Source organism: Amycolatopsis sp. NPDC051061 (genome assembly GCF_040682935.1).
Classification (GTDB): Bacteria; Actinomycetota; Actinomycetes; order Mycobacteriales; family Pseudonocardiaceae; genus Amycolatopsis.
On record NZ_JBFBBZ010000011.1, the window covers coordinates 17000 to 36442 of the forward strand.

The 19443-nt window shown below is 70.3% G+C and carries 13 protein-coding genes and 1 pseudogene; 2 read left to right on the plus strand and 12 right to left on the minus strand.

What is annotated here, in order from left to right:
* Positions 1-683: 683 nt before the first annotated feature.
* Positions 684-1775 (plus strand): DNA cytosine methyltransferase, encoded by a 1092-nt coding sequence (locus AB0N03_RS16695; protein WP_364371714.1) that lies wholly within the window; start codon positions 684-686, stop codon positions 1773-1775.
* A 3-nt stretch (positions 1776-1778) separates the two neighbouring features.
* Here the strand turns inward: AB0N03_RS16695 and AB0N03_RS16700 are convergent, their stop codons facing one another.
* The 11 genes from AB0N03_RS16700 to pdhA form a co-directional block, all read right to left on the minus strand.
* Positions 1779-2153, minus strand: a complete 375-nt coding sequence (locus AB0N03_RS16700; RefSeq protein WP_364372279.1) for a very short patch repair endonuclease — start codon at positions 2151-2153, stop codon at positions 1779-1781.
* Between the two features lie 82 nt (positions 2154-2235).
* Positions 2236-2709 (minus strand): FxsA family protein, encoded by a 474-nt coding sequence (locus tag AB0N03_RS16705; protein WP_364371717.1) that lies wholly within the window; start codon positions 2707-2709, stop codon positions 2236-2238.
* Positions 2710-2756: 47 nt separating this feature from the next.
* A complete protein-coding gene (locus tag AB0N03_RS16710; protein WP_364371720.1) occupies positions 2757-4010 on the minus strand; it encodes a TIGR02679 family protein in 1254 nt (417 codons plus the stop codon).
* A complete protein-coding gene (locus AB0N03_RS16715; protein WP_364371722.1) occupies positions 4007-8113 on the minus strand; it encodes a TIGR02680 family protein in 4107 nt (1368 codons plus the stop codon). Before AB0N03_RS16715 ends, AB0N03_RS16710 begins: the two co-directional genes overlap by 4 nt.
* A complete protein-coding gene (locus AB0N03_RS16720; RefSeq protein ID WP_364371725.1) occupies positions 8110-9303 on the minus strand; it encodes a TIGR02678 family protein in 1194 nt (397 codons plus the stop codon). Before AB0N03_RS16720 ends, AB0N03_RS16715 begins: the two co-directional genes overlap by 4 nt.
* A complete protein-coding gene (locus tag AB0N03_RS16725) occupies positions 9300-10847 on the minus strand; it encodes a TIGR02677 family protein (protein ID WP_364371728.1) in 1548 nt (515 codons plus the stop codon). Before AB0N03_RS16725 ends, AB0N03_RS16720 begins: the two co-directional genes overlap by 4 nt.
* Positions 10848-10958: 111 nt before the next feature.
* Positions 10959-12905 carry an ABC transporter ATP-binding protein gene (locus AB0N03_RS16730; RefSeq protein ID WP_364372282.1) on the minus strand — a complete coding sequence of 649 codons (1947 nt, stop codon included), beginning with the start codon at positions 12903-12905 and terminating at the stop codon, positions 10959-10961.
* Between the two features lie 20 nt (positions 12906-12925).
* Positions 12926-13516 carry a helix-turn-helix domain-containing protein gene (locus AB0N03_RS16735; RefSeq protein WP_364372284.1) on the minus strand — a complete coding sequence of 197 codons (591 nt, stop codon included), beginning with the start codon at positions 13514-13516 and terminating at the stop codon, positions 12926-12928.
* Between the two features lie 160 nt (positions 13517-13676).
* Positions 13677-14987, minus strand: a complete 1311-nt coding sequence (locus AB0N03_RS16740; RefSeq protein WP_364371731.1) for a dihydrolipoamide acetyltransferase family protein — start codon at positions 14985-14987, stop codon at positions 13677-13679.
* Positions 14988-15003: 16 nt separating this feature from the next.
* The gene (locus AB0N03_RS16745) at positions 15004-15996 is read right to left on the minus strand and encodes an alpha-ketoacid dehydrogenase subunit beta (RefSeq protein ID WP_364371734.1); all 993 of its coding nucleotides are present in this window, start codon (positions 15994-15996) and stop codon (positions 15004-15006) included.
* On the minus strand, positions 15996-17201 hold the full coding sequence (pdhA, locus tag AB0N03_RS16750) for a pyruvate dehydrogenase (acetyl-transferring) E1 component subunit alpha (RefSeq protein ID WP_364371737.1): 1206 nt from the start codon (positions 17199-17201) through the stop codon (positions 15996-15998). Before pdhA ends, AB0N03_RS16745 begins: the two co-directional genes overlap by 1 nt.
* 433 nt (positions 17202-17634) lie before the next feature.
* On the opposite strand from pdhA, the gene AB0N03_RS16755 reads away from it, so the two are divergent.
* The gene (locus AB0N03_RS16755; RefSeq protein ID WP_364372287.1) at positions 17635-19056 is read left to right on the plus strand and encodes a M20/M25/M40 family metallo-hydrolase; all 1422 of its coding nucleotides are present in this window, start codon (positions 17635-17637) and stop codon (positions 19054-19056) included.
* 88 nt (positions 19057-19144) lie between these two features.
* On the opposite strand, the pseudogene AB0N03_RS16760 reads toward AB0N03_RS16755, so the two are convergent.
* Positions 19145-19257, minus strand: a pseudogene (locus AB0N03_RS16760) (transglutaminase family protein); the annotation flags it as partial.
* Positions 19258-19443 lie beyond the last annotated feature (186 nt).

Sequence of the window (19443 nt, forward strand, 5' to 3'; positions counted from 1 at the left end):
GCGCGGCGAGGTAATTCGAATCATCCGGTATTGCAGCCGTGGTGTCTCGTATGTGTGCGAGCAGGTGCTCGATCGTTGCCGGGCAACATCGGTGTCCACCTTTCTGGCCCTGATCCGATCGTGCAACACGGACTCCATCGTCGGCACTCGTCTCTCGAATACGTGAGTCTTCTTCCCTATCACATGCGGTCTGCGTCGCGGGTGATCTCTGATTAGATGAGGCCGTTGGAGTGAGCGGCTTGTCGGTCCCCGTCGCCCGTATCCGACGGTGGGGGTACCGTTCGTCGAGTCGCAGCCGTTACCGGCCGCCATTACGACAAGGCTGTCCGGAATTTCGGGGTTCGCCGAGGCGTGGGACGCCGAGTACTTCCGTTCGGCATTGTCGGTCACCGACACTCACCTCTGCGTATCCGGGCGCACGACGGGATGATCTACGCTGAAGCGGTCCGCAGCAGGGTCGTCGGCCCTTGTCGGCGACGTCGGACGGCGATCACTGAGCGGAGTAGTCCCCTCGAAGCGCAACGTGCTTCGTGATCTTTCACGTCGTGATGACGGTCGACTTTGTTACTCTGGTCGGTCACGAACGTGTCACGCTGGCGTACGTGCCGAAACAAGCGCCCAGCCGGCGTGTCGGGTTCGGTAGTGCTGTCTCTCTTCGGACCTGCCTTATACACTTCCGCTCCATGACCGACGGACAGCCGCCTTCATGTTTGTCTGCGCAGGTCGAGATGGTGGACCTCTTCGCTGGCCCGGGTGGGCTCGACGTCGCCGCCCACTGGCTCGGTGTGTCCGTCGCCGGCATCGAATGGGACGAAGATGCCTGCGTCACGCGCGAGCGAGCCGGGCTGCACACCAAGCAGGGTGATGTCCGTCTTTCTAAGCCCGCCGACTACCCGAAGGCCCGCTACTTGAGCGGCGGCCCACCGTGTCAGACGTACACCGTCGCCGGGGCAGGGACGGGCAGGCGAGCGTTGGAGCAGGTGCTTTCCTTCGTCGACGCCATTGCCGACGGCAAGGACTTCACCGAGGATCTTGCGCAATTGGACGACGAGCGCACTGGCCTGGTGCTGGAGCCCCTGAGGTGGGCGCTGGATGCGGGCGTTCCGTACGAAGCGATCGTTCTCGAACAGGTTCCCGCGGTGCTGCCGGTGTGGCAAGCGTACGCGCGGGTGCTCGAAGGGCGCGGCTACAACGTCGATTGCGGGATCCTCCACACGGAGGACTTCGGAGTTCCGCAGACCCGGCGTCGGGCGATCTTGATCGCCCGACGCGACGGTGAGGCGAAGCTCCCCCAGCCCACGCACCGTCGTTATCGTAAAGGGACGGCGCGCGGCGAGGGCGATCCGCACTTGCGTCCGTGGAAGACCATGGGCGAGGCGCTCGGCTGGTCGGAGCAGTTCACCGTGGTGTCCAACTACGGCACCGGCGGCGATCCGAAAGACCGTGGTGAGCGGCTGTCGACACAGCCCGCGTTCACTGTCACCGGAAAGGTCTCCCGCAACCGTTTGGTCGGTAGACCGAAGGGTATGCCGGACCGCTTCTCCGACTACGAAGCAGGCAAGCTGCAGACTTTCCCACCGGACTACCCGTGGTCCGGTCGGGGCATCGCGCAGCAGATCGGCAATGCGATCCCACCGCGGTTGGCCGCGCACGTCCTCGCCGCGGCACTGGGCAAGGAGCTCGACGTGGTGAAGCTGGATTCGTGCGTCAAGCGAAGTTGGAAAGATACGCGCAACGGAGTTGACGGCCTGGTGAAGGACACGACCAGGAACTGAGGCTCAACGGCGTTCCCGTACTGCGGTGATTACGCGGTCCGCGGCAGCCTCGGCGGTTTCGTGCTCCCAGATCCGTAGGGATAGCCAACCGGCGTCGTCGAGGCGAACGTCGGTGTCGGCATCGCGGCGTCGGTTGGTTTCGATCTTCTCCCGCCAGAAGTCCGCGTTGTTCTTCGGCCAGGTCGCGTGCTCCGGACACCCGTGCCAGAAGCACCCGTCGACGAACACCGCGACGCGGGCGGGGCCGAATACCAGGTCCGCCTCGCGGCGGACGCCGGTCACCGGCCGACGGTGCACTCGGTAACGGAAGCCGGCACTGTGGAGGATCTTGCGCAGCGCCATCTCGATCCCGGTGTTCCGGGACTTCTGCTTGCTCATCCGGACGCGTATCGCGGACGTGGTCTTCAAGCGCTCCACGCGCACATTGTGACAAGGTTCGGGCCGGCGAGCCCAGCGTGGACTAGTTCTCCACTATCCGACCCTCGATCACCGTCGGCTGCTCGCGACGCGGTTGGGGCTCCGTAGGTGGCACAACCTCACTATCCACCACCATCACCGGCCCCCGGCGCTGGTTGGCGAACCGCACAGCCCGCTTCTCCATCCGCTTCAGCCACAACCGCCGAACCACCGCCCGCGAAGGCGGCAGCATCAACAGCAACCCGAGCACGTCGCTGACGAACCCCGGCACCAGGATCAACACCCCGCCGAGCGCGACCAGCATCCCGTCGGTGAGTTCCTTCTCCGCCGGCTGGCCGGCCCGCGCGGCGGACATGAACGCCCGCATTGCCTTGCCGCCCTCGCGGCGGGCCAGCCAAGAGCCCAGGAAGGCGCCGGCCAGTAGGAGGCCCAGCGTGCCGAGCACGCCGACGGCCGAACCCACCGCCCAGATCGCGGCGATCTCGGCGAAGACGTACAACAAGAACGCGACAGCCATACCCGTACAACGAACGACCTGTCCGATTTGCTCCCGCAGCCGGAGAGTCAGTCCGCGGCCAGGTCCTGGACCAGCGTGTCGAGGAGGCGTTCTTCCTCGACCTTCGTGGCGAGTTCCGTCATCGCCGGGGCCAGGTGCGGGTCCCAAGTGGCGGCGACGGGGGTGCCGGCCAGGGCAGTACCGGGGTGGGCGGCCACGACTGTCCGGTAGGTCGAGGCGTCGAAGCGCCATGGGTGGATGGGCAGGCGATCGAACAGGACGTTGCCGATGCGGACGCCGCCCCAGTCGAAGTCGCCGTGGAAGCGAAGGTCGGCGCCGGTCTCGGCGAGGGTGCGTAACAGGTGCATGACAGCTGCGCCGGGTTGGCCGTGCGTGCAGACCAGTGGTGGGCACGCCGGGCCGAGGCGGTCGGCGGCCGTGGTGACGACGACGGGGTTTTCGCAGATCGCGATCGAGCCGGTGGGCAGGCGAGGTGGGGCGCCGACCAGCTGGCGCAGGGTGAGGACCACCGGCTGACCGACCGCGTGGAACGCGGCGAGGGCGCGGCCGGTGGCGGTGTGCGCGTCGCCGGGGAAGCCGAGGGTGAGCACCGTGCTCGACACGTCGTCGCGCACCACGCCGACCGATGCCCAGACCTCACGGCTCGGCGCCTCCGGCAGGCCGGCGAGGACGCGGGCGGCGCCGAGGGCGAGCGTCGCCAGCGGGCGGCCGTCGTCGAGGGCGTGGGCGTCGTGCGCGGTCCTGGCCGCGAAAGTGCTGAGCGGTTCACCGGAAGACGGCAGGTCGGCGACCACTCGGGCGAGGTCGGCGAGTAGTGGTCCAGCGGTTTCGGGGGTGCTCGTGAGACGTCGGACCAACCCGGTCGCGTGCAGCCGGGCGTACCACTCCGCGAGTTCTGCCCGGGAGTTGGCGACCGCGGTCAGCGGCGCGAAGGCGCGTCGCCATGCTGTGTCCAGTGTCGCGGCACGGGCCGCCCGGTCGGTGATCGGGCCGGTCAGCGCGGTGACGGCGGCGGCGAGGCCGTCCGGGCTCGCGCCGGAGCGGCGCAGGATCTCGTCGACAGCGGGTAGCGCGACGGTGAGCGCGGCCCCCGCGCGGGGACGGCGTCCGAGCAGGCGATGCACCGCGTCGCGCTGCTCCTGGGTAGCGCTGGTCAGCGTGACCGACGTGTCGAGCGACTCGCCCCGCTCCAGGCGCTTGCGGACCCGCTCGACCAGCCAGGTCAGCTCGCCGCCCAACAGCCGGCTCAGCCGGTCGCGGTCGACGCGGTCATCGGGCTCGCCGACGTTCTTCCCGGTCAAGACCAGAGACCGCCTGGTGCCGGCCCGACCGGTTCCGTCGAGGCGGTGACCGGAGCTGCGCGCTCGGCTTTCGTGCGCCGCCGGCCGTCCCAGGTCCAGTTCGTGACCAGGACCGCGTTCACCCCGTCGACCCGCGACAGCTGGGAGATCGCCAGGCCCGGTACCTCCGGGTAGCACCCCCATTCGCGCTCGCTGGTCATCACCACGTCCAGGTCGAACGCCGCGAGCAGGCCCAGGTACTTCGCGCGCGCGTTGTCGTCGACGCCGGCGAAGGCTTCGTCCAGGGTCACCAGCCGCGGTGCGTGTGGATTACCCGCGGACGCGTAGTGCGAGGAGGCCGCGGCGAACAGCGGCACGCTCGCCGCGAGTACCCGTTCGCCACCCGAGGCCGGGCCGGTGGCGGGCTTCCACTGGCCGTTCTGGTGCCGTTGGATGACGAACTTGTTCCAGGCGCGGTAGTCGAGGGCTTCGGTCAGGTTTTCCAGCCAGGTGCTGGCGGCGTCCCGGGCGCGGACCTCGGCGATCCGGGCTTGGAGGAACCCGCCGACGGCCGCCCGATCGTCGTCCGACCACGCGTCGGCGGTCTGCCGCAGCAGCCGTTCCCGGGCCGCGGCCAGCCCGGCCGGACCGTCCTCGCGGGGCTTCCACTGCAGCCGCAGCCGCATGCCGGTGCTCGTCGGCCGCTCCTCCAGCTCGGCGTTCATCCGCGCGACCTGGCTTTCGGCGGCGGAAATGAGCTCCTGCAGGGTGCTGGCCACCTCGTTGACCAGGTGGTTTTCCAGGATCTCCCGTTCACGCTCGCTCAGCAGGCGTTCCCGGTCCGCCACCTCGGTGGCCAGCGCACCCGCGAGTTCGGGGACCGTCGCGGGCTTGCCGCGGAACTCGACCTCGACGACGAGACCGTCCTCGAGCAGATCACCGGATGCCTTGCTGCCTTGCCGCGACAGCGTGTCGGTGAGGGTCTTGAGTTCGTCGTTGACGCGCTTCTGCGCGCGATCCCAGGCGTTGTCGTCGTCCGGTGTCTCCGCGAGCTCGTCGTTGATCCGCCGCGCCAGCCGCACGGTCGGGTCCGGCGCCCACCCACCGGCCGGATCCGGCAGGTCGATGTCCGGTACCGCGATGCCGAGCAGCCCGGTCGCGGCGAACCGGCGGAGCGACTCGGCCGCCGCGGCTCGTTCGGCCGTCGCTGTCTCCAGTTCGGTGGTGAGCGTCTCGCGACGGCCGTCCGCCTTGCCACGCTCGTCGAGCGCCTTGTCCCGCGCGTGGCCGGCGGCTTCGGTCTCGCTCTCGTTGGCGCGGATCGCTTCCGCGACCTCGGCCAAGTGTGCTTGGAGTTCGGCGACGGCGGCGCCGACCGTCTCCAGCAGGGTCCGATGCCGTTCAGCGGCTCCCGCGGCCTCCTGGTGCCGGACGTCCGCGCGCTCCGCCACCTCGGCCAGGAGGTGGTCCGCTTCCTCGAGTTCGCCCGCGGCCTCGTCCATCTCGCGACGGGCTTCGGCGACCAGGCCGACCGTCGGCCACAGCCCGGCGAGCGCGGTCCGATAGGCATGGACTCCACTGTCTACTTCGGACAGCTCGGCGGCCGTGGCAGGCAACCCGGCATCCGCGGCACTCTCTTCGAGGCCGGCTTTCGCGGCTTCGGCGCGCTCGGTGGCAAGCCGGACCGACTCGACTGCGGCCGACTGTTTCGCGACCAGCTGCCGCGCTTCCCCGGCAAGGCGCTTGACGTCGGAATAGGCCTCACGCAGCGCCTCGTCACCCGGCAGACCGGAGACTTCGGCGGCGAGAGTGGCTTGCCGTGTGCGGAGGACGCGCCGGGCTTCGGCGAGTGCTCCGAGCTCTGACTCCACCGCGGACAGCTCGGCGTGGAGGGCGGCCAGGCGAGTACGTCGCGCGGCCTCGCGGGCGCCTCGGCCGACGTACTCGGCGGCGGGTTTGTGCCACGAGCCGGTCAGGACGCCGATCCGGTACGCGCCGTCCGCGCGGACCCACGTCTCGCCGTGCTCGCCGAGGCCGACGGCGCCGAGCAGTTCGGTGACGACCTCATCGGAAACGGCGTCGGCGTAGGGGTTTCCGCGGTCGATCGCCGGGATCAGCGCGGTGCTCAGGCTCGCTCCACCGACTCGGCCGTCCGGGCGGAACACGACGTCCTCGGTGTCCGGCGCGAGCAGCTCGCCCGCCGGGGTGACCCAGGCGTCGAGGATGCCCGCGCCTTCCAGCGCCGCTTCGAGTCCCGCGCGCGCCGCCGGCTCGACGTCGGCGGCGAAGTCGACGAGCTGCCAGAACGGTGCGCCGGCGCGGTCGGACCGGTCGGCGCGCTGCCTGGTGTACGGCACCGGCGGGGTGGTGTGGTCACCCCGTTCCAACCGGTCGATTTCGGCGGCCAGTTCGTCGAGGCGGTGCCGCGCCGCGCGTTCCTCGGCCTCGCGGGACGCGTCGGCACGCGCGAGGGCCGCGCTCGCGGTTTGGCCGCCGTCGCGCACCGCGACGGTCGCCGGGTTCGCGCCGTCGAGGGTCTCGACCCACAACTCCAGCTCCGCCAGCGTGGCCGCCAGGTCGGCGAGCCGGAGCTCGGCGGCCGCGCCGAGGTGGCCGCGCACCGCCGTGACCAGCTCGGTACCGCGTTCGGTGACCGCGGTTTCGGCGACGGACCGCCGCTGCGCGAGGTCGTCCGCCTCAGCGTCCAGCTCGTCGGCCTTCCGGCGGGCTTCGGTGAGCTCCCGGACGGCTTTCCCGGCGGCCTGGATCAGCGCGTGGACCTGCTCGATCGCGTTCTTCTGCCGCGCGGCCAGCTCCTCCGCGCCTGCCCGTAGCCTCGCGACGTCCGGGCTTCCGGTCAGTGCGGCGTCGACCCGTTCCGCGAGCGGGCCGGCGATGCGGGCGAGCTCGGCGGCTTCCCGCGCGGCCTCGCGGGAAGCGTCCAGCTGGGTGCGGGCCGACGCGAGCCGGGCGCCGGCGCGCTCGTGACGCTCTCGGCGCGTGGCGAGCTTGCCGGCGGCGCGGTCCCGTTCGCCCGCGAGCCGGCGGGCTTCATCGGTGAGCTTGCGGGCGTCCTCGGCGGCGCGTCCGAGTTCGTTCCTACTGCGCATTTCCGGGCTGGCGCGCAGGGTCTCGTCCCGGGCCGCCAGGCGTTTCCGGTCGGTGGCGAGTTCCCCAAGCCGGGCCTTCGCGATGGTCAGCGCCGATTCAGCGGCCTGGTACGCGGTCTCGGCGGCGGCCAGGTTCTCGCCGACCCGCCTATATTCGGCCTGGGCGGTCCTCGGCCGCGCCGCACGACGTCGTGACGCGATCCGCGCGTATCGGCTGTAGTGCCCGAGGAACGACTCCGCCGCCTTGCGCGCTTCCGTCATCGCGGCCAGGGAATCGCGATCCTCCTCCAGACTGCGGAAGGCCTCGGCGACGTCCGCGATCACGGCCTGGTCCAGCGGCGGCAGGGATTCGGTGAGCGCGGCCGACAGCGCCTTTTCGCTGGGACGCTTGGACAACTGCGGCTGGCGCAGCTGGACCAGCAGGTCGACCAGGGCGCCGTAGCGTTGTTCGCCGAAGCCGAACAAGGCCTCGTCGACGGCTCGCCGGTAGTTGCGCGCGCGGTCGTAGACCATTCCGTGCTCACCCAGCGCGTCGCCGAGCCGGTCTCGGCTCAACGCCGTTCCGGTCGCGTCGACCAGGTCCAGCCCGGCGCCCACCCGCTGCTCGGTGACGAAGTACCAGTGCCGGGCGATGCCTTTGCCGGACACGGCTTTCATCCCGCAGCCGAGGGTGCGGAACCGGGTTTCGCCGCCGTCGTCGACGCGGCCGAACTCGAGCCACGTGTACCCGAGCCGCTCGGGGAACGGGTGCGCGCCGCCGAGCAGGAGGTTCCACTCCATCCGCTTCTTCGGGTCGGCGTCCGGCTCGACGCGGTGCGGCGACAGGTCGCCGTCGAGCAGGAACGGCAGCAGCAGCGCGAGCACCTTGGACTTGCCGGTGCCGTTGTTGCCGCGCAGCAGCAACCGGCCGTCACGAAACCGGAACTCTTCGGTGTCGTAGTAGAAGAGGTCGACCAGTCCGGCGCGCAGCGGCTGCCAGCGGGTCAAGGCCGGTTCGGGCAGTTCGCGCGTCATCGGCTTTCCTGGATCGTCGGTTCGGCGAGCGCGTAGCGGGACAGCGCGGGGCGGGCGGTGACGGCATCCGTGGTCACGGTGATCAGCCGCAGTGCTTCCAGCCGGACCAGCGCCGTCGTCGTCAACTCGATCTCGGCGCCGGGTTCGGCGGAATTGCGCCGCCAGTAGCCGCGGTTTTCGGCGGCGAACCCGCGGACCTCGGCGTGCAGCTCGGTCAGTGGCACCGGACGGCCACCGGTGCTCGCGAGGTGAGCCGCGAGGAGCAGGGTCGCGTGACCTTCGGTGCCGCTCTCCGGCATCCGGACGTCGGTGAGGTCGTCGGCGGGATCGACCATGGCGATGCCCTCGGCGCGGACCTCGGCCACCAAGCCGGTCAGCTCGGCGATCCGGGCGGTGATCGCCGCGCGCTGGCCGGTCAGGTACGCGAACTCGGCTTCGGTGAGTTCGTCGTAGTAGAGCACCGGTTCGTCCAGCAACCGTCGCGTGAGCCGCTGCCGGGTGCGTTGGTTGCGCAGGTCGTCGGTCGTCGGCGGGAGTTCCGCGGTGAGCGCGGTCAGCCGATCTTCGAAGGCCCCCGCCTGAATGGTCGACGGGCCGCGCGGCGCCGCCAGCAGGCCGGCCAGGACCCGGCGTTCGACGTCGTACAGCACGTCGCCGGTGTCCTTGACGAACGCGTCTTCGTCGCCGGCGACCCGGCTGAGCACGCCCAGATCGAGCAGGAGCCGCACCACCGAAACCAGGTCGGTCCGCTCCTCGCGGCCCTGGAGGGTGAACGCGATCCCGGCCTCGGTCAGGGCGGGATCGGCGGCGCCCAGGACCACTTGCCCGGCGAGGCGGCCCAGGGTGATCTGCGCGTCGGCGCGTTCCAGCGTGGCCAGTGCGAGGCAGAGCAGAACGTAGCGGCGGCGGCTGAACGGCTGCTTCGACCGGACGTCACGGGCCGGATGGGTGTGATCCGCGGTGGTGGCGACGGTCTTGACGAGCCGGGCGACCTCGCTGTCGACCAGCAGCTGCCACCCCGTGTTGCGGTCGAACCACGCGCGCAGCTCGCCGGCGTGCCGCCGGATCAGGACGAAATCGGCGGAATCCGGTCCCGTCGCGCGCAGGATCGGACGCCGCAGCAGCGCTCGCGCGGCCCGGCGGAATTCGTCGAGGCGGGACGCGGACAGGGCGTCGGCCAACGAGCTCACGCGCTCGCCTCCTCGGCGTCGTCCGAGGCGAGGTCGACGATCTCCACCAGGTGATCCGGTCCGCGGAAGACTCCGTGCGCCGTCTCGACCTCGGCGATCCCGGCGTTCTCGAGCGCGGTCAGCCGGATGGCCATGCTGCCGTCCGACGTCGTGGTGGCGACCGCGCGCTGCCCCGGCGTCCGGGCCGCGAGCGCGTCGCCGAGCAGGGCGAGGAACAGCCGGAACGCGGCCGGGTCGAGCCGGCCGAGGTCGGTCAGCCTCGTCGGGTGCGCGGTCACGAGCGCGGCCCGCGCGGCGGCCGTTTCGGCGGCTTCCCGGGTGGCCAGCTCGGCGAGGTACCGGCGTTGCTCCGAGCGGTCGACCACGCGGTTCGGCTTGCCCCGGCGTTCGTAACTGCCGGTCTTGCGCAGCCGGGGGCTGATCGCCAAGGGCGGCGCCTGCGTCCAGGAAGTGCCGGCCGGGATCTCGTCTTCGGTGCGCGCCTGGAGCGAATCGGCGTCGATCGTCAGGTGCCGCGACGCGGACAACCCGAACCCGGACCGCCACAGGCGGTGCAGCGCGGCGTCGTCCGGTGCCTCGGCGAACCACCTCGCGAGGCTGCGGAAATCGGCGGAGCGGTCGGACCGGCCCGACCGCCGCTCGTTGAGGGCGGCCACCACCTGCAGCAGCTGGGGAATCGCCGCGCGCGCCTGCGAGCGCAGGAGTTTCGCCTGGCTCGGGTGCTGCGGTGCGCTGACGAACCACGCCCGCACGCCGTGCCACCGCTCTTCCCACCGCGGCCGGACGCGCTCGAATTCCGGCCGCCGCGGGTCGTCGCCGTCCTCGCCCTGCCCCGGCGCGGCGTCTTCGGCTTCCCGCCAGGAGGCGATGTCCAGCAGAGCACTCACGCCGAGCCGCTCGATCTCCTCGATCAGCGAAGCGATCTTCCCGCCGGTGCCGACGAGGTCCCGGATGAACCGTTCGAGGTAGTCGATGAGCCGGTCTTTGTAGGCGCGGAAAGCGTCGATGTCGGCGTCGTGCAGGTCGATCGTGCGTTGCAGCGACCCCATGAAGGCCTGGGCGTTGCCCGCCAGGTCCGTGAAGCGGTCGACGAGGCCGCGGAGCAGCAGATGCACCTTCGCCGGGTCCGGTGCGGAATGGCCGGCCAGCTCGAGCAGCGCCTGCAGCTGGGTGGCGATGTCCGAGAGCGCGACAGCCTGCAACGCGCCACGACGTCCCAGCGCCTCGTCGTACGTCTGCAGCGCCAGCTCGGCGGCTTCGCCGCGTTCGGTGAGCTGGTAGAGGAACCGGGCGCGGTGGAAGTCCTCGACCGTGGTGACCCGGCTCGTGTCCGGATCGGCGCGGAGGTTCCCCCACTCGACCAGGCTGGTGAGCGAGCCGTTGATCGCGACCAGGTCGGCGCCCTCGAGCGTCTCCAGCACGTCTTCCGGGCGCAGGTGCACGGTGAACCGGCGCTTGGCCTGGACGAACGCGCCCATCACCTGGCGGTGCAGGGCGGTGTTCGCGGTGGTCAGATGCGCGAACGGCTGGAACTCCTGGCTCACCGACTCCTCCTCCCGGAACCGGAATCGAGGGTACGGGCAGGCACCGACAGTATTCGGGCAAGCCCTCGGCTACCGCGGGTCGCCGGCCCTCCGGCGCGGTCGTGCTGATCTTCAGCTCGGCACCTCGTCCAGGTACGCCTGCGCTTGAAGCGTGAACAGGTCCGCGTACCCGGCCTTCGCCGCCATCAGCTCTTCATGCGTTCCGTACTCGGCGACCTTCCCGTGGTCCAGCAGCAGGATCCGCTCCGCCTGCCGCACCGTCGAGAACCGGTGCGAGATGTACAGCGTCGTCCGGCCCTCAGACAGCTCTCGCAGCCGCGAAAACAGGTCGTGCTCAGCCTGCGCGTCCAACGCCGACGTCGGCTCGTCGAGGATCAACAGCGGCGCTTCCCGCTGGAACGCACGCGCCAGCGCGATCTTCTGCCACTCGCCGCCGGACAGGCTGACGCCCTGGTCGAACCAACGCCCCAAGGGGCTGTCGTAGCCGCTGGGCAGCCGCTCGATGCGCTCGTCCGCGCCCGCTCGGCGGGCCGAGTCCTCGATGTGGGGACGGTCCTCCAGCCGGGTCAGGTCGCCGAGGCCGATGTTCTCCGCCGCCGTGCCCTGGTACGTCACGTAGTCCTGGAACATCGCGCTGATCCGGGTCCGCAGCTCGACCGGGTCGTACTCGCGGATGTCGACGCCGTCGAGCCGGATCGTGCCGGCGGTCGGGTCGTAGAGCCGGCAGAGCAGCTTGAACAGCGTCGACTTGCCCGCGCCGTTGCGGCCCACCACCGCGACCGTCTCGCCCGGGCGGATCTCGAAGCTGACGGTGTCGAGCGCCGGCTCGTCCGCTCCCGGGTAGGCGAAGGTCACCGAGTCGAACTCGATGTGACCCTCCACTGTGGACGGCATCGAGCGCGGTGACGACGGGGCCGTGATCTCCGGTTTCGTGTCCAGGAAGCGGTACAGCGTGTCGAGGTAGAGGTTGTTCTCGTACATCCCCGAAAACGCCGTGAACAGCCCGGACACCGACGTCTGCACGGACGTCGCCGCGGCCGTGTACAGCGCCAGGTCGCCGAGGGTCAGCCGGCCACCGACGGCCTGCAGCGCGATGTACAGCGCGATCGCCGAGCCCGCGAACGTGCTCAGCAACCCCCAGGAAGTCGAGCTGAGGTTGCGGTTGATCGTCAGCTTCCGCTGCCGCTCGTACGACACGAGGCCGAGCCGGCGGAACCGGTCGACGAAGTACGGGCCGAGCCCGAACAGCTTCGTCTCCTTGGCGTACGTGTCCGTCGTGACCAGCGAAGACAAGTAGTCCATCCGCCGCTTGATCGGCGACATCAGGAACGTCAGCCAGAACGCGCGCGAGCCGTACTTCGACTGCGAGATGAACGCCGGGATCGGCGCGAGCAGCGCGACCAGCGCCAGCAGCGGGCTGACGGCCACCAGCAGCGCGATCATGCTGCCGAACGTGATGAGCGTCCGGACGAGCCCCAGCGCGGAGTTCATCATCGACAGCGGCCGCGTCGGCGCCTCCTGCGCGGCTTGGCGCAGCATGTCGTAGGACGTCGAGCCCTCGAAGTACGCGAGGTGCAGCTCGCTCGCGTGCGCCATCACCTGGTGGCGGATGGTCAGCGTCATGCGTTCCTGCAGCAGCGACTGCGCGATCGACGTCATCGCGCTGCTGATCGCGGTCGCGGCGAGCACGCCGAACTGGAACAGCGCGACGTTGACGATGTCGGCCGTGGTGCCGCGGTGCTGGATCGCCGCGACGACGGAGTCGAGCAGCAGCTTCGCGATGTACGCGGTCACGGTCGGCAAGAGGCCCGACAGCAGCGTGATCAGCGCCAGGAGGATCGTCAGGACCGGGCTGGCCTGCCACGTCAGCCGCACGACCTTCGGCAGGCCGCGGACCGTGCCCGCCAGGGACGTCTTCGCGCGTTTGAGCCGCGAGCGAAGGTCCTTCGGCTGGTCTTCCGGCTTGGGTTCCGGGATTTCGACCGGCCCGGTGAGGCCGCTTTCCGGAACCGTCGAGGCGTGCCGCCGCCGTCCTCGCCGAGCCAGCATGAACTCCATGCCGCCCCCACCGCCCGGGATCACGGAGCCTCCACAGCGCCGTGCAGGAAGACGTCGACCACCTGGCGCGTGGTGGCGGCGTTGTCGACCGGTGCCATTCGCCGGCCGCCGAACAACAGGGTCAGGAACAGCGAGGCCAGTTGCTCGGGAGGCAACCGCAGCCGGTCCTTTTCGGGTTCGAACAGCTCGGTGATCGCGCCGCGCATGGCGGCCATCGACTCGCTGCGGCCGCCCTTCCACGTGGCGCGCCGGTCCTTGAGGCGCTGCTCGGGGTCGCGCTGCTTGTGCCGGCCGGACGCGTGCAGGGCGCCCATCAGCGCGCCCATGCGCTCGAGGTGGGCGCCGAGCGCCTCGGCGGCCTCGGCGAGCCGGTCTTCGAGCGGCTGCTCGATGGGGATTTCGGCGATCGCGTCGAGCACGTGGTCGGGGCGCAACGCCTCGGCCGTGCAGGCGTCGAACAGCTCGTCCTTGTCCTTGAACGCGCGGAAGATGGTGCCCTCGCCGATGCCGGCGGCGCGGGCGATCTGGCTGGTGGTCACGCCGGCGCCGTGCTCGATCAGGAGCGGCAGCACCGCGTGCACGATCATGTCGCGCCGGGCCTCGACGCTCATGCCCGGCGCTCTCCGCCGGGTTTCGGGTGCTGGTGTCATGCGACCAGTGTGCGGAGTGAGCACTCACTCCGTCAAGCGAGTATGCCGAGGGCGAAAGCCGTGAAGGCCCCCTTACCGGCCATAAGAGCCGGTAAGGGGGCCTTCACGGACCTTCAGTGCGTCAGTACGTCATCGCCATGGCCGGGTCGGCCAGCAGCGCGCCGACGTCGGCCAGGAACTCCGAACCCTGCTGACCGTCGACCACGCGGTGGTCGAAGCTCAGCGACAGCTGGAGGACCTTGCGGACCTTGATGTCGCCGTCCACCACCCACGGCTGGTCCTTGATCGCGCCGAGGCACAGGATCGCGGACTCGCCCGGGTTGATGATCGGCGTTCCGGTGTCGACGCCGAACACGCCCACGTTCGTGATCGTGATCGTGCCGTTCGCCATGTCCGCCGGCGACGTCTTGCCCTCACGCGCCACGTCCGTGAGCTGCGTCAACGCGCCCGCCAGCTCCTTCAGCGACAGCGAGTCGGCGTCGCGGACCTTGGGCACGATCAGGCCGCGCGGCGTCGCCGCCGCGATCCCGAGGTGCACGTAGTCCTTGTAGACGATCTCCTGCGCCGCGTCGTCCCACACCGCGTTGATGTCCGGGGTGCGCTTCGCCGCCAGACACACGGCCTTCGCCGCGAACGTCAGCGGCGTGACCTTCACCCCGGCGAACTCGCGCGACTTCTTCAGCTTCTCGCGGAACTCCATCATCGGCGTGACGTCGATGGTCAGGAACTCCGTGACATGCGGAGCGGTGTAGGCGCTCTGCACCATCGCCGCCGCGGTCATCTTGCGGACGCCCTTGATCGGCACGCGCCGCTCGCGGGTCGCCGGGTCGTAACCACTGTCCACAGTGGCGGCAGGAGCCGCCACGACAGCACCGTTGGCCGCGCGCTCGACGTCCTCGCGCGTGATCACGCCGCCCGAAGCGGTGCCGGTCAGCGCGTGCAGGTCGACGCCGAGGTCCTTCGCCAGCTTCCGCACCGGCGGCTTCGCCAGCGGGACGTACCCACCGCGAGGAGCAACCGGAGCGGGCGCCGGAGGAGCAGCGACAGCAGCAGCCGGAGCGGGCTCCGAACCCTTGCGGGCGCGCCGCTGCGTGACGACGGCCTTGGAGCCGTAGCCGACCAGCGGCTTCATCTCCTCCTCGGCGGGCTCTTCGACGGGCGCGGGCGCGGCAGCCGAAGCCCCGCCGGGGTCGACGTCGATGGTGAGGATCGGCGTGCCGACCTCCACCGTCTGCCCCGGCTCGACGTGCAGCTCCGTGACCACCCCGGCCCACGGGATCGGCAGCTCGACGGCCGCCTTCGCGGTCTCGATCTCGACCACGATCTGGTTGACGGTCACCGTGTCGCCCGGCTTCACGTGCCACGACAGGATGTCGGCTTCGGTCAGCCCCTCGGCCGTGTCGGCCAGGGGGAACTGTTTGTACGTAGGCATTGCGCGGAGATCCCCCTTACCAGTTGAGCGAGCGGTCGACGGCGTGCAGCACCCGGTCCAGGTCGGGGAGGTAGTGCTCCTCGAGCTTGGCGGGCGGGTACGGCGTGTCGAATCCGGTCACCCGGAGGACCGGCGCTTCCAGCGAGTAGAAGCACTCCTGCTGGACCCGTGCGGCGATCTCCGAGGTCAGCGACGCCTCCGACGGCGCCTCCGACAGCGCGATCAGCCGGCCGGTCTTGCGCACCGACTCGAACACCGGGCCGAGGTCCAGCGGCGAGAGCGTGCGCAGGTCGATGACCTCGAGCGACTGGCCACCGTCCTCGGCCGCGGCGGCCGCGTCGAGCGCGACCTTCACCGAAGGCCCGTACGCGACGACCGTCGCCGTCGTGCCCTCGCGGACGACCTGCGAGGAGAAGACCGGCGAAAGCGTGCCCGCGACGTCGATCTCCGCGCGCAGCGCACCCGAGTGGTAAAGCCGCTTCGGCTCGAAGAACAGGATCGGGTCGTCCGACTTGATCGCCTGCTGGATGCCCCAGTAGGCGTCGACGGCGTTCGAAATGGACACGACCTTGAGGCCCGGGATGTGCGCGAACAGCGACTCCGGCGACTCCGAGTGGTGCTCGACCGCGCCGATCCCGCCGCCGAACGGCACCCGGATCACGATGGGCATCTTGATCTTGCCCTGCGTCCGGTAGTGCAGCTTCGCCAGCTGCGAGGAGATCTGGTCGAAGCCCGGGAAGATGAAGCCCTCGAACTGGATCTCGCACACCGGCCGGAAGCCGCGCACGGCCAGGCCGACCGCGGTGCCGATGATGCCGGACTCCGCCAGCGGCGTGTCCAGCACGCGCTGCTCGCCGAAGTCCTTCTGCAGGCCGTCGGTGATCCGGAAGACGCCGCCGAGCTTGCCGACGTCCTCGCCCATGATCAGGACCTTGGGGTCCTCTTCCATCGCCCGGCGCAGGCCGAGGTTGAGCGCCTTGCCGATGGTGAGTTTCTGGAGATCGGTCATCAGTGCTCACCCGCCGATACGAAACCGTCAAGGTAGGACAGGAACTCTTCGCGCTGCGCGTCCAGCACCGGGTTGCCCTCGGCGTAGACGTTGCTGAAGATCCTCTCCGGCGGCGGCTCCGGCATGTTGAAGGTGTACTCGCGCAGGTCGGCGGCGAAGGCGTCGGCCTCGGCCTGGACCTGGTCGAAGAAGTCGTGATCGGCGCCGCCCTTGCGGGCCAGGAACGCCCGGACGCGCTCGATCGGGTCCTTGAGCTTCCACTCTTCGAGCTCGTCGGAGAGCCGGTAGCGCGACGGGTCGTCGGTCGTCGTGTGCGCGTCCATCCGGTAGGTGAACGCCTCGATCAGGACCGGGCCGTTGCCGTGGCGGCACTCGTCGAGTGCCCAGCGGGACACCGCGAGGCAGGCCAGGACGTCGTTGCCGTCGACGCGGATGCCGGGGAAGCCGTACCCGCGGGCGCGCTGGTAGAGCGGCAGGCGCGACTGGCGCTCGGTCGGCTCGGAGATGGCCCACTGGTTGTTCTGGCAGAAGAACACGAGCGGCGCGTCGTAGACGGCGGCCCAGACGAATCCTTCGTGGACGTCGCCCTGCGAGGTCGCGCCGTCACCGAAGTAGCAGATCGTGGCTTCGCCGTCGTCGTCACCGACCTTGCCCTCGAACTTCTGCCCCATCGCGTACCCGGCGGCGTTGAGCACCTGGTTGCCGATCACGATGGTGTACGGGTGGAAGCCGGTGCCCTGGTAGTCCCAGCCGCTGTGGTCGGTGCAGCGGAAGATGCCGAGCAGGTCCTTCATGTCGACCCCGCGCGCGTACGCGACGCCGTGCTCGCGGTAGCTGGGGAACGCCATGTCGTTCTTCTTCAGCGCGCGGCCGGAGCCGATCTGCGCGGCCTCCTGGCCGAGCAGCGGGACCCAGATGCCGAGCTGGCCCTGGCGCTGCATCGCGTTGGCTTCGCGGTCCGCGCGGCGGACGAGCACCATGTCGCGGTACAGGCCGCGCAGGGCTTCGTCGTCGATGTCGTCGACGTACTTGTCGAACCGGGGCGACGGGACCCGTTCGCCTTCGGGGGTGAGCAGCTGAGTCAGCTCAGCGCCACCTTCGCTGGTCGCTCGCAATCCGGCGATCACCTGCTCGGGGGAAGGCTGGGCCGCTACGGCGGCCGGCCCGTCTCCAGGCTCCGGGTGCGTCCACTGTTCGGACGGCATGGGCGGTACTCCTCGTGTCGGTGCCTCTGGCGGCCGCTTGTGGCGACCACAGCGACTGCACCGGCGGGGACCAGCGTCTCGGGTCTCCGAAGCGCTCGGTCACCGTCGGCGTTGACGGTTCACGCCGACATCCTGGCACGAAGGTCGTGGCTTTGGTCAGTGACGGATGCTGATTTGTTGCTGAGAAAGGGGTCCTGAACAGGGAAAACGCTTGGAAGCCCGAGCATCGGACCTACGAGAGTAGGGAGCCGGTCCCCGCGCTCACCAGGAGTGGCCGCGCGAGCACCCGGCCGTGCGCCTGCGTGATCACCTGGTCGGGCGACGTCTTTGTGATGTGCCGCACGCCGGGACCCGCGGCTTCCGGGGGTCCGGGTGGCGGAGCCCCCGGCTTGGGGCGAAGCCCCAGGTGTCACAGCGTGGCACGATGGATCACGTGGAGCAGAAATCCGTTCGTGAATCCGTTGTGACGTCGTGGACCGACGGCGTCATCCCGAGCCTGTCCGGGCTGGTGGCCATCCCCGCCTTGTCCCCGGCCTTCGACGCCGAGTGGGCGACGACCGGTCACCTGGCCGCCGCCGTCGACCACGTCCGCGAGTGGATCGCCGCGCGCGACCTGCCCGGGGCGACCCTCGACGTCGTGCGGCTCGAAGGCCGCACTCCCCTGCTGCTCGTCGACGTCCCGGCGACCCCGGGCGCCGCGGGCAAGGGCACCGTCCTGATGTACGGCCACCTCGACAAGCAGCCCCCGGTGGGCGGCTGGTCGGAGGGCCTCGACCCGTGGACCCCGGTGATCCGCGACGGCCGGCTGTACGGCCGCGGGTCCGTCGACGACGGCTACTCCGGCTACGCGGCGACGACGGCGATCGAAGCCGTCCACGCGGCCGGCGGCGAGCACGCCCGGATCGTGGTGCTCCTGGAGACCGGCGAGGAGTCCGGCAGCCCCGACCTCCCCGCCTACGTCGAGCACCTGGCCGACCGCATCGGCGAGGTCTCGCTGGTGGTCTGCCTCGACGCCGGCGGCAGCGACTACGAGCGGTTGTGGCTGGTCACGAGCCTGCGCGGGATGCTGCACCTCGACGTCACGGTGCAGCTGCTGGACTCGGCGCAGCACTCGGGCATCGCGAGTGGCGTGGTCGCCAGCTCGTTCCGCGTGTTGCGGCAGCTGATCGAGCGGCTCGAGGACAGCGCGACCGGCGAGCTGCTGCTCGACGAGCTCAAGGTGGACGTCCCGGCGGACCGGCTGGCCGAGCTCAAGGCCGTCTCGCAGGACTTCCCGGAGGCGCTGTCGACGGCGTTCCCGCTGGTCGAGGGCGGTCGCGTGATCACCGAAGACGCGCTGGAGCTGATGCTCAACAACGCGTGGCGCCCGACGCTGTCGATCATCGGCGCCGACGGCTTCCCGAAGCCCGCCGACGCGGGCAACGTCCTGCGCGAGAGCACGACGTTGACGCTGAGCTTCCGCCTCCCCCCGACGGCCGACGCCGCGAAGGGCCTCGAAGCCGTGAAGAAGGCCCTGACCACCGACGTCCCGTACGGCGCGAAGGTCACCTTCGGCGGCAACCCGCAGGCCGAGGACGGCTGGAACGCGCCGACGGAGTCGCCGTGGCTGACGACGGCCCTGCGCACGGTCAGCGACGAGGTCTTCGGCCAGCCCCACCGCGCGACCGGCATGGGCGGGTCGATCCCGTTCATGGGCCTGCTCTCGCGCAAGTACCCGGAGGCCCAGTTCCTGGTCACCGGCGCGTGCGGGTCCGACTCGAACATCCACGTGCCGGACGAGTGGCTGCACCTGGACTACGCGCAGCGGGTCACCGAGGCCGTCGCGCACATCCTGGACGCCCACGCCCGAGGCTGACGAGCGCCCCAAGGCGGCCTTGGTTGCGTCTGACGCACCGAAGGCCGCCTTGGTTGCGTCAGACGCACCGAAGGCCACATTGGGGCGCTCAGGCCAGCCGGGTCAGGTGGACCGAGACGTCCAAAGTGGACTGCCCACCCCCGGTGAAAATTCCTTCAACGGCGCCACGTCCGCATAGTCCCGCCCCATCGCCACCCACACCGCCAGCACCGACTCGGCCGGGGCGGGGTCGCGTTCATGAACGACATCCTCACCCACGTGCCCCTTCGTGCGCGACACTCCTCTACAGGCTGGCGCGGCGCGAAACGTCGCTGTAACTCGACAGTGCTGTGCTTTGGTATGGATGAGTGGCAATATGCGTGCTCTCACGAACTGAGAACTACGAGG